At 73.2% G+C, this 9840-nt stretch carries 11 protein-coding genes; 3 read left to right on the plus strand and 8 right to left on the minus strand.

The features are described from left to right. Positions 1–7: 7 nt before the first annotated feature. Both ACFXGA_RS17080 and ACFXGA_RS17085 read right to left on the minus strand, forming a co-directional pair. Entirely contained in the window at positions 8–844 is an 837-nt protein-coding gene (locus ACFXGA_RS17080; protein WP_378088822.1) for a hypothetical protein, read from the minus strand. Positions 845–950: 106 nt separating this feature from the next. Next, positions 951–1637: a Crp/Fnr family transcriptional regulator gene (locus ACFXGA_RS17085; protein WP_378088824.1), complete on the minus strand. Its 687-nt coding sequence runs from the start codon at positions 1635–1637 to the stop codon at positions 951–953. A 344-nt stretch (positions 1638–1981) separates the two neighbouring features. Here ACFXGA_RS17085 and ACFXGA_RS17090 point away from each other — a divergent pair, with 344 nt between their 5' ends. Beyond that, positions 1982–3046: an NADH:flavin oxidoreductase/NADH oxidase gene (locus tag ACFXGA_RS17090; RefSeq protein ID WP_378088826.1), complete on the plus strand. Its 1065-nt coding sequence runs from the start codon at positions 1982–1984 to the stop codon at positions 3044–3046. 75 nt (positions 3047–3121) lie between these two features. Here the strand turns inward: ACFXGA_RS17090 and ACFXGA_RS17095 are convergent, their stop codons facing one another. Continuing rightward, positions 3122–3307 carry a DUF3073 domain-containing protein gene (locus tag ACFXGA_RS17095; protein ID WP_378088827.1) on the minus strand — a complete coding sequence of 62 codons (186 nt, stop codon included), beginning with the start codon at positions 3305–3307 and terminating at the stop codon, positions 3122–3124. Between the two features lie 162 nt (positions 3308–3469). Between ACFXGA_RS17095 and ACFXGA_RS17100 the strand changes: the two genes are divergently transcribed. Then, positions 3470–4351 carry a hypothetical protein gene (locus ACFXGA_RS17100; RefSeq protein WP_378088829.1) on the plus strand — a complete coding sequence of 294 codons (882 nt, stop codon included), beginning with the start codon at positions 3470–3472 and terminating at the stop codon, positions 4349–4351. Here the strand turns inward: ACFXGA_RS17100 and ACFXGA_RS17105 are convergent. From ACFXGA_RS17105 to ACFXGA_RS17125, 5 genes are all read right to left on the minus strand, one after another. Beyond that, positions 4304–5500 (minus strand): MFS transporter, encoded by a 1197-nt coding sequence (locus ACFXGA_RS17105; protein ID WP_378088831.1) that lies wholly within the window; start codon positions 5498–5500, stop codon positions 4304–4306. The genes ACFXGA_RS17100 and ACFXGA_RS17105 overlap by 48 nt on opposite strands. 46 nt (positions 5501–5546) lie before the next feature. Next, positions 5547–6128 (minus strand): aerial mycelium formation protein, encoded by a 582-nt coding sequence (locus tag ACFXGA_RS17110; RefSeq protein WP_378088833.1) that lies wholly within the window; start codon positions 6126–6128, stop codon positions 5547–5549. Between the two features lie 60 nt (positions 6129–6188). Next, the gene (locus tag ACFXGA_RS17115) at positions 6189–7037 is read right to left on the minus strand and encodes a 3-keto-5-aminohexanoate cleavage protein (RefSeq protein WP_378088835.1); all 849 of its coding nucleotides are present in this window, start codon (positions 7035–7037) and stop codon (positions 6189–6191) included. A gap of 103 nt (positions 7038–7140) precedes the next feature. Then, on the minus strand, positions 7141–8232 hold the full coding sequence (locus tag ACFXGA_RS17120; RefSeq protein WP_378088836.1) for a YgfZ/GcvT domain-containing protein: 1092 nt from the start codon (positions 8230–8232) through the stop codon (positions 7141–7143). Further along, positions 8229–8624: a Fur family transcriptional regulator gene (locus tag ACFXGA_RS17125; protein WP_378088882.1), complete on the minus strand. Its 396-nt coding sequence runs from the start codon at positions 8622–8624 to the stop codon at positions 8229–8231. Before ACFXGA_RS17125 ends, ACFXGA_RS17120 begins: the two co-directional genes overlap by 4 nt. An 88-nt stretch (positions 8625–8712) precedes the next feature. Between ACFXGA_RS17125 and ACFXGA_RS17130 the strand changes: the two genes are divergently transcribed. Then, positions 8713–9555 carry an aminodeoxychorismate lyase gene (locus ACFXGA_RS17130; protein ID WP_378088838.1) on the plus strand — a complete coding sequence of 281 codons (843 nt, stop codon included), beginning with the start codon at positions 8713–8715 and terminating at the stop codon, positions 9553–9555. Positions 9556–9840 lie beyond the last annotated feature (285 nt).

Here is a 9840-nt window from a genome sequence, read left to right on the forward strand (position 1 = left end):
GAATTCCTCACGGCCTCTCGTCGCCGTCCCTGCGGTAGACCGGGCCGAAGTGCGACCCCCGCTGGTCGTTGCGGTCGAAGTTCTGGATCACGTCCGCCTTCTGGGTCGGCACGTGCGCGTCGCGCCCGGCCTGGATCACCGTGGACCCGCCGGTGGCCACCGCGCTCTGGTTCACCGACGAAGGCAGCCCGACCACCGGCGACACCGGGTCCGCCGCGTCCGCGACCGCGCCGGGCCGGGCGTCGGGCGCGACGTCCTCCAGGACCAGGTCGTGCACGTTCCCGCTCGGCAGCCACATCCACCCGTGGCCGTGGAAGGTCTTCACCCGCACGTCCACGCGCCGGAAGTCCTCCGCCCGCAGCGTGGTGTACCCGGCCGCGACCAGCGACGTGAACAGCGTGTCGGACAGCACCACCACCAGGTCGGCCGACGACTGCTCCAGCGCGGCGTGCGCGGCCGCGCTGTCGAGCAGCCTGCTGACCAGCACCGCGTCCTGGCCGGGGTAGCCGTTCGCGCCCTCGACCGTGGCGCCGAAGTGGATCGCCATCCGCATCCGGAGCCTGGCCTCCGGCACCCGGTACCGGTTGGTGGCGGCCAGCTCGGCGTCCAGCGCCCGCACGTACCGGTCCACGACGTCGCCCTCCGGCGTCGCGACCGGCAGCACGGCCCACTCCTCGTCGCCCTTGGCCTGCCGCCGCCACTGCGAGCGGTCCAGGCCGGCGGCCTGCCCCGCCCGGTCCAGGCTGCGCACCAGCAGCTCCTGGAGCTCGCGTTGGAGCAGGTCGTCCGCCGACCCGTAGCTCTTCAGGTCACAACACACCAGCAGGCTGCGCTGGAAGCTCATCGGTTCGGCCTTTCGACGGGTGCTGACGCACTGCGGACACACGACTGCGCAGAGTCACTGTGGACTACTGCATCGGCGGGAATACCGCAGATGTGCGGTCTCGGGCTCAGAAGCCCGCGAATTTGCGCAGCCCCTCCAGGTCCGGCACCAGCACGTCACGCCTCAGGTGACTCACCACCACCCCCGCTTTTCGCAGATCGGAGAACGCCTTCTCGGCCGTCCTGGGCTTCATGCCGGCGATCGAGGCGAGTTCCACCTTCGTCAGCGGAATTCCGAGCGTCCACCCGTGGGCCTCTTCGCGCCCGTAGGTCTGCACCAATTCGGCCAGCACCCGGGCGACCCGTTCGGCGGCCGGGTGGGACAGGAAATCCCGCCTGCGCTGGTTGGCCCAGCGCAGCCGGTCGTTGATCATCCCTATCAATTCGACGAACACGTCGTTGCGCCGGTGCAGGAAGCTCATCAGCTCACCGCTGGTGATCAGCTTCGCGACCACGTCGCCGCAGGTCACGACGGTGGCCGAGCGCGGTTTCTGGTCGAGCGCGGCCATCTCGCCGACCAGGTCGCCCGCGACCCGGATCGCGAGCAGGGCGGTGTCTCCGGTCTCGTCCGTGGTCTGCACCTTGACCACGCCGTCGAGCAGCAGTAGGACATGAGTGTCCTTCGCGTCCTGCTCGATGACCTCGCGGTCGGCCGTGTACCGCACGACCGTGCCGATGTTCAGCAGTTCTTGTCGGGTGTTGTCTCGGAGGCGGCCCAGGAGGCTGTTGCTGGGCCACCCTGGATCCTGTGTCATCGTGGTCGGCATGGGCAGCATGTGGATCCTGTTACTGTCGTGACCGGCGGGACTTCCAATGGGCCGACCTGCGACGGGCGGCAAGTGATGGTCTCCCCGAACGTGCTGCGGACAGTACACCCGAATGGGCGTAACTGGCGCTCTTCTGTTCGGCGTTTTGCCCGGCTCCCGTGATTGATGATCACGTGCGAATGCACGCGCAATACCGAATCGAATGGAATTGCGCAGCTCCCGCGAGGTGGGACGGCCGCCACACCGGGGAACAAGGGGCCGATCGGGCGGACTTGGACCGGATGACGCGCCGCAGGGCCGTCGCAGTGCCGGAACGCATCCAGGAGCCACCCGTGAGCCTGCTCTTCAGCCCGCTGACCCTCCGCACCGTCACGCTGCCCAACCGCATCGCGGTCAGCCCCATGTGCCAGTACTCGGCCCGGGACGGCCACCCGAACGAGTGGCATCTCGTGCACCTCGGCTCGCGCGCGGTCGGCGGCGCGGGCCTGGTGTTCACCGAGGCGACCGCGGTGCAGGCGGTGGGCCGCATCTCGCCCGAGGACACCGGCCTGTGGGACGACGCGCACATCGACTCCTGGCGCCCGGTCGTGGACTTCGTCCACGCGCACGGCGCCGTGGCCGGGGTGCAGCTCGCCCACGCCGGTCGCAAGGGCTCGACCTACGCGCCGTTCGCGTCCCGCCGCGGTGGGGTCGCGGACGCGGACGGCGGCTGGACGCCCGTCGCGCCGAGCGTCGAGGCGTTCGACCCGACCTACCGGGTGCCGGCCGAGCTGGACGCCGAGGGCATCGCGGGGGTGGTCGCGGACTTCGCCGCGGCGGCCCGGCGCGCGGTGGCCGCCGGCTTCCGGGTGGTCGAGGTCCACGCCGCGCACGGCTACCTCCTGCACGAGTTCCTGTCCCCGCTCAGCAACCACCGCACCGACGGGTACGGCGGCTCCCTGGAGAACCGGACCAGGCTGGTGCGCGAGGTCACCGCCGCCGTCCGGGACGCCGTGGGCGAGGCCGTGCCGGTGTTCGTGCGCATCTCCGCCACCGACTGGGTCGAGGGCGGCTGGACCGCGGAGGACAGCGTCGTGCTGGCACGCGACCTCGCGGCCCTGGGCGCCGACGCGGTCGACGTGTCCACCGGAGGCAACGTGCCCACGGCGGACATCCCGACCGGCCCCGGCTACCAGGTGCCGTTCGCCGAGACCGTGCGGCGCAAGGCGGACGTGCCCACGGGGGCGGTCGGCATGATCACCGACGCCCGGCAGGCCGAACAGGTCCTCGCCGACGGCTCGGCCGACCTGGTGCTGCTCGGCCGGGAGTTCCTGCGCGACCCGTACTGGCCGCTGCACGCGGCAGCCCAGCTCGGGGTGCAGGTCGACCCGCCGAGGCAGTACGCCAGGGCGTTCTAGGGCCCCGCCGCAAAGGTTGGGCTGCCGGCCTGGAAAACCGGCAGCCCAACCTCAGCAGCGGGTGTTGGTGTTGTGTCAGCGACGGTAGTCGTCGTAATCGTCGTCCGACGGGTCGTCGAAGCGGTCTTCGCTTCGGCGACCACCAGCGGACTCGCCGCCGGACAGCTCGCGTTGCAAGGCGTCGACGTCGATGTTGTGAGAGCTGTATTTGAGCTCCCGCGCCACCTTGGTCTGCTTGGCCTTCGCTCGGCCGCGCCCCATGGCTCGACCCCCTCGCACAGGGACGGGGGCGGCCGGGGGAACGGCGGCCCCACTCGTCTCGACAACTAGTTCCTGGTAACTACCGTACCGTGTCGAAGGGGTTCCCCGCGACGCGGTAGGCGTGACACGTACCGCCAAATCTCACCGTGGGAGGATGCGCGGGTGCCTCGACCGTTCGTCGCCTACCTCAGGGTGTACGAACCGCTGTCGGCTCTTGACGCACCGTTGGCGGATCAGGTGCGGAAAGCCCTGGAGAGCGGGGCGCTGAGCCGTGCGGACGTCGGCGAGCGCGAGCGGGAGCTGTGGCTGCGATCACAGCTCGCCCGGCCGCGCCGCCTCCTGCCCGGTGAGCGGTCGGACGGCAGCGTCGCCCCCGACGCGCCGTTCGACGTGATGACCATCAGCCCCGCCGAGGTGCCGGGCGAGGTCGGCCCGGGACCCCTGGTCTGCCCGCTCGACCTGCGCGCCCGCTCGGCCGCCGCGCTGGTGGGCTTCCTGGCCACGGCCACCGGCCCGCTGCGCGAGGAGGCCGTGGCGGTCGAGCCGGAGGCGATCCGGGCGCGGGCGTCGGCGGTGATGGCCGAGCTGACCGGCGGGGCGGTGCACGTCATCTCGACCACGTGGACCGTGCCGCTGCCGTGGTTCGCCCTGGTCGAGCCGGAGGCGCGGCGGATCGTGCTGGCGCCCCGCGACGACCCGGAGCGCCAGGTGTCGTGGCGGGTGTCCATGTCGGACGCCCGGGCGCGGATCGTGCGGGCGCACCGCGTGGTGGCCGGGTCCCTCGGCGAGGGCGGTCCGGCCAAGGTGCTCGCGGACACCGGGCGGTGGCTCGACCACTTCGCGCCGGACTCGGCGGTCGAGCTGGACTACGGCGGCCTGGTGCAGCTCATCGACGACCGGGACCTGCTGGAGGACACCTCGGCGACGGACGTGAACGCGATCGTGGACGCGCTGGAGACCGGCGACGCCGAGGAGGTCGCCCTCCGCTACGAGCGGCTACGGGAGTTCTGGGGCGAGCTGGCGCGCCGCGAACGGCACGGCTAGCAGCACGCGGGCCGCCACGGCCGCCGCGGCGGCCAGCAGCAGGGCGGCGGGCCACCCGGCGGTCACCGCCACCCACCCGGCCAGCGGCGGCGTCACGGTGGCGCTGAGGTAGTTGGCCGTGTTCTGCATGCCGAGCGCGATCCCGGTCCGCCCCGGCGGCGCCAGCTCGCCCGCGGCGGTGATCGCCACCCCGTTCCAGCACAGGGCGAGCGCGGTCGTCGGCACGAGCAGCGCGGCCAGGAGCCAGACCGGCGCCTCGACGACGGCCGCGCACAGCGCGAACCCCGCCGCGATCAGCACGCTCAGCACCTTCAGCGGCCCGACCCGGGTGGCCGACCGGTCCGACCACACGCCGACGACGAGCCGGCCCGCGCCGCCCGCCACCTGGGACGCGGCGAACAGCGCCGCGGCGGCCCCCACGGCCACGCCGCGGTGCTCGTGCAGCAGCTCGACCACGAGCGCGGCGGCGGTGAACTGGGGGACGACGAGCAGGCCGCTGGCCGTGCTGAGCCGGACCAGGTCCGGGTCCTTGAGCACGACCCCGTGCCGTCCCCGACCGGACCGCACGGCCCACGGCGGCTCCCTGATCCACAACGCCACCGCGACCGCGACGAACCCGGTGAGGCCCGCCAGCGCGAGGAACGCCACCGGCACCCCGGCGCCCAGCGCGACGACCGGCAGCACGGCGGCCGCCAGGGCCGCGCCGAGCGGGGTCGCGGTCTGCCGCAGGCCCATGGCGAAGCCGCGGCGTTCGGCGGGGAACCAGGTCAGCACCGCGCGGCCGCTGGCCGCGTTCACGCTCGCCCCGAACAGGCCCACGCCGACCAGCGCCAGCCCGGCCACCACCGGCCCGTCGAGCGCGGCCAGCGCGAGGCACCCGGCCGCGCCGAACCCGCCGACGGCCATGACCAGCCGCTCGCCGCGCCGGTCGGCCGCCGCGCCCCAGAGGACGAGCGTGAGCATGGTGCCGAGGTTGACCGCGCCGAGCAGCATCCCGACCTGCGGGAGGGACAGCCCGAAGTGGTCGCGCAGCTGCGGCGTGATCGCCGGGAGGCCGAGGAACACCGCGGCGTTGGTGCCCTGCGCGACCGCGCCGACCGCGAGCACCACCCAGCGGTAAGCGGGCGAGGCGGACCGTTGTTGTGCCATCAACCGGCCACGTTAGGCGGCCGGCTCACCAAGTGGGACTGTGATCCTATTCCTTGGAACGCCCGGGGTTGGTCGGCCAGCCGCGCTCGGCGGCCAGCAGCTCGTCCACCGAGGCGCTGCCGCTCTGGTACCGGCCGGCGATCTCGGCGTTGAGCAGGTCGACCACGGCCTGCACCTCGCGCCTGCGGGCCGAGACCGACGACTCCTCGCCGACGAACACCCGCAGCGCCAGGTCGAGCTTGTCGTCCGACAGCGCGCTCACGTCCGACAGGTCCACGTCGGAGACCAGCGCCTCGACGTGCCGCCGGTGCGCCTCGGCCCGGGACGGCTCCTGCGTCTGGTACCGACCGAGACCGGTGGCCGGGCCCACGGCGTTCGACGCCAGGATCGTCGCGAGCTGGTCCACCACGGCCGACCCGCCCGACGTCCGCCGCTCCTGCTCGGCCCGCACGATGTCGATCCGCGCGTGCAGCAGTCTGCGCAGGTACGACAGGTCCGTCTCCTCCTGCGCCGCCTCGTCGCGCAACGCCCGCACCTCGGCGAGCGACAGCCGCTCGACCCCCTCGGCGTAGTCGGGGGCGAGCACCCGGTCGATACGGCGGCGTCCGCCGGGACGCACCTCGATCACGTACTCATCCTGAGGTAGTTCGTGTCCACCCGCCAACACAAACCTGCTTCCAAAGTTGTCTCAAACCTGTACCGGACTGCGCACGCCGAGCAGCTCACGTGCCTGGGCGGGCGACAAGGGCGGGCGCTGGGCGATCTTGGCCAGGCCCGCCGCGCGGGCGACCAGTTGCGCGTTGTCCCGGACCGGCTGCCCCTTGGCGTACGACAGCGTGTCCTCCATGCCGACCCGCAGGTGACCGCCGGCGGCCAACGCCGTCAGCATCACCGGCAGGGTGGTCCGCCCGATGCCCGTCGCCGAGAACGACGCGCCCTCCGGCAGCAGCCGCAACGCCGCCACCAGGGTCTCCGCGTCGCCGGGCATGCCTCCCGGCACGCCCATGACCAGGTCGACGTGCACCTTGCCGCCCGCGGGCAGCCCGTGCCGGTCCAGCAGCCGCCGCAGCGACGCGAGCTGGCCGATGTCGAAGATCTCGTACTCCGGGACGATGCCCCGCTCCTGCATCCCCTTGTGCAGGGCGACGACGAACTCCCAGCGGTTCAGGAAGACGTCGTCGCCGAAGTTCACCGTGCCCATGGTGCAGGACGCCGAGTCGGGCAGGGCGTCGAGCACCCGCAGCCGGTCGGCCTCCGGGTCGGTCACCGCGCCGCCGGTGGACAGCTGCACGACGAGGTCCGTGTGCTCGCGCAGGGCGGCCACGGTCTCCTTCAGCAGCCCGAGGTCCAGCGTCGGCCTGGTGTCCGCGCCGCGGATGTGCACGTGGACCATGGCGGCGCCGACCTGCTCGCACGCCCGGGCGGTGCGGACCAGCTCCTCCAGGGTGACCGGCAGCTGCGGGACGTCGGCCTTGGCGTGCTCGGCCCCGGTGGGGGCGACGGTGAGCAGCGTGCCGTGGGATCCGGGTCGGGACATGCCGTGATCCTGACACAGAACCCGTTCGGACCAGCGGGTCAGCACCCGACCGGGCACCCGGAACCGCAGGCAGGCGCGGTGCCCGGTTTTCCGGACCGGACGATCAGCGGCCGAGGTTGCGGGCCGCCTCCCGGCCGAGGCCGGGGGTGTCGGGCGGCACCGAGTCGGGATCGACCCGCGCCTGCACGCGGCGGTCCTCCGCGCCGACCAGCAGCTCGGTCTCCACCGGCACGGACCGCTTGACCAGCGCCAACACGATCGTGCCCAGCTCGTGGTGCATCGCCACGCTGCCGACCCGGCCGACCACGCGGTCCTCCACCAGCACCGGGTCGCCGGTCTCCGGCCGCACCTCGCGGGTGCCGTCCAGGTGCAGCAGCAGCATCCGGCGCGGCGGGCGGCCGACGTTGTGCACCTTCGCGACCGTCTCCTGACCCCGGTAGCAGCCCTTGTCGAGGTGCACGGCCTCGCCGATCCAGTTCACCTCGTGCGGGATGGTCTTCTCGTCGGTGTCCACGCCCAGGCGCGGCCGCAGGGACTCCACCCGCAGCGCCTCGAACGCCCAGGTGCCCGCCGGGCGGGCGCCCGCGCCGGTGAGCCGCGCCCACCAGTCGGCGATCCCGCCGCGCGGGACCACCAGGTTGACCGCGTCCGGGCCGGGCCACGGCGACCGGCGGGCGAAGCCGCCGTCGAGCGCGACCACGCCGTGAGGGCCGGCGGGCAGCGGCAGGTCCAGGCGGGCGAACAGGTCGGGGACTTCGGGGCCGACGACGGTCAGCACCGCCAGCTCGGCCGTCGCGTCCCGCGGCTCGACCTTCGACCAGAACACCATCTTGGTCAGGTAGGCGAGCAGCTCCGCCGCCCGCGACGCCTCCGTGTCGAGGTAGACGACGCCGCCGACGTGCGCAACCGCGGCGTGGTGCTCGACCCGGCCCTGGACGTCCAGGATCAGCGCCTCGGTGCCCTCGCCCTCGCCGAGCGCGGTGAAGTGCTGGCTGGTCAGCGAGTGCAGCCAGGTCAGCCGGTCGTCGCCCGGCACCGCGAGCACGGTGCGGTTCGACCGGTCGAAGACGGCCACTGACCGGGCCGCGGCGCGCTGCTCGGCGAACGGGTCGCCGAAGTGCCAGGGCACGCCCTGGTCCACGGCGCCCTCGAACGGCGCGACCGCGCCCGGCGCGGCCAACAGCGGTGAACTCACGGGGACTCCTTCGGGGCGCTCGTGGTCAGGCACTCGCGGCACGTGCCGGACAGCGCGAGGTGGCTCGCGTCCAGTTCGAACCCGTGCGACCCCCGCAGTGTTCCCGCGAGCGGTGCGAGCAGCTCGCACGGCACCTCGTCCACGTGGCCGCACCGGTGGCACACCAGGTGCACGTGCTCGTGCTCCTGGACCGAGTAGGTGGGCGCGCCGTGCCCGAGGTGGGTGTGCCGGACCAGGCCGAGCCGGTCCAGCAGGTCGAGCGTGCGGTAGACCGTGGTGATGTTCACCGTGGGCGCGGTGACCTGCACGCGCTGGCAGATCTGCTCGGGTGTGGCGTGCTCCAGCTCGCGCACGGCGTCCAGGACGAGCTGCCGCTGGGGCGTCATCCGCATGCCGCGTTCGTGCAGCGTCTTGCGCAGGGCCTTGGGAGCGCTGGCGGTGTCCACGAACCCGATGGTAGGCCGTGAGTAGTCTCACGGTATGCGCGTGCTCGCACTGCTGGACGGAACCCTGGCCGACCCCGACGCCCCGCTGATCCGGGTCGACGACTTCGGCCTGATGCGCGGGGACGGCGTCTTCGAGACGATCCTCGTCGTCGACGGCAAGCCCCGGGAACTCGACCCCCACCTGGACCGCCTGGCCCGCTCGGCGGCCATGCTGGACCTGCCGGAGCCGGACCGGGCCGCGTTCGAGCGCGCCGTCGGCCTCGTGCTCGACAACTGGACGGGCGGCGCGGAGATCGCGCTCAAGCTCGTCTACACGCGCGGGGTCGAGGGCGGCGACGGCACGCCCACCGGGTTCGCGCTGGGCATGGACATCGCGCCGAAGGTGATGCTCCAGCGGGCCGAGGGCATCGCCGCGGTGACCCTCGACCGGGGCATCGAGCCCGGCTTGATGGACCGCGCGCCGTGGCTGCTGCTCGGGGCCAAGTCGCTGTCGTACGCGGTGAACATGGCCGCGTTGCGCGAGGCCGAGCGGCGCGGCGCGGCCGAGGTCGTGTTCACCACCTCGTCCGGCTCGGTCCTGGAAGGACCCACGTCCACGCTGGTCATGGCCCGCGGTCGCACCCTGACCACGCCGCCCGCCGAGCTGGGCATCCTGCCCGGCACGACGCAGGCCGCGCTGTTCCGGGCCGCCGGGCGCGACGGCTGGGCGGTGGAGGTGCGGCCCGTCGAGGTGGAGGAGCTGTACTCGGCGGACGCCGTGCTCCTGGTGTCGAGCGTCCGCAAGATCACCCGCGTGCACACGCTGGACGGCAAGACCCTGCCGGACTCCACCGAACTGCACGCGCGGCTCGCCGAGCTGTACGAATCCGAGTATTGAGTTGAATGGCCGCTGCTCGGTGTTGGATGGCCGCTGCTCCGCAGACGGCGGCTCGGTCGCCCGGAAGTCGGTCGTTCGCGCCTGATCCCCCGACGATCGAAAAGCGTGATCGCCGGGGAATGAGGCGCGAACGACCGACGCGACCTCGCGGGCGGTCGGCCGGCGAGACGACGCGGCCTCGCGCGGGGGAGCCGGCGAGACGACGCGGCCTCGCGGGGTGGTGTGGGCCGGGGAGGCGGGGGGCCGACCCGCGCCACGCCCCACCGCGCGGGCGCCCCGGCCAGC

Source organism: Actinosynnema sp. NPDC059335 (assembly GCF_042752395.1).
In the GTDB taxonomy this organism is placed as follows: Bacteria; Actinomycetota; Actinomycetes; order Mycobacteriales; family Pseudonocardiaceae; genus Actinosynnema.

Excerpts from the sequence above, each read along its gene's own strand:
- ACFXGA_RS17080 (WP_378088822.1), bottom strand. The coding sequence starts at position 844 with ATGAGCTTCCAGCGCAGCCTGCTGGTGTGTTGTGACCTGAAGAGCTAC.
- ACFXGA_RS17085 (WP_378088824.1), bottom strand. The coding sequence starts at position 1,637 with ATGACACAGGATCCAGGGTGGCCCAGCAACAGCCTCCTGGGCCGCCTC.
- ACFXGA_RS17095 (WP_378088827.1), bottom strand. The coding sequence starts at position 3,307 with ATGGGGCGCGGCCGAGCGAAGGCCAAGCAGACCAAGGTGGCGCGGGAG.
- ACFXGA_RS17105 (WP_378088831.1), bottom strand. The coding sequence starts at position 5,500 with ATGGCACAACAACGGTCCGCCTCGCCCGCTTACCGCTGGGTGGTGCTC.
- ACFXGA_RS17115 (WP_378088835.1), bottom strand. The coding sequence starts at position 7,037 with ATGTCCCGACCCGGATCCCACGGCACGCTGCTCACCGTCGCCCCCACC.
- ACFXGA_RS17125 (WP_378088882.1), bottom strand. The coding sequence starts at position 8,624 with ATGCGGATGACGCCCCAGCGGCAGCTCGTCCTGGACGCCGTGCGCGAG.
- ACFXGA_RS17130 (WP_378088838.1), top strand. The coding sequence starts at position 8,713 with ATGCGCGTGCTCGCACTGCTGGACGGAACCCTGGCCGACCCCGACGCC.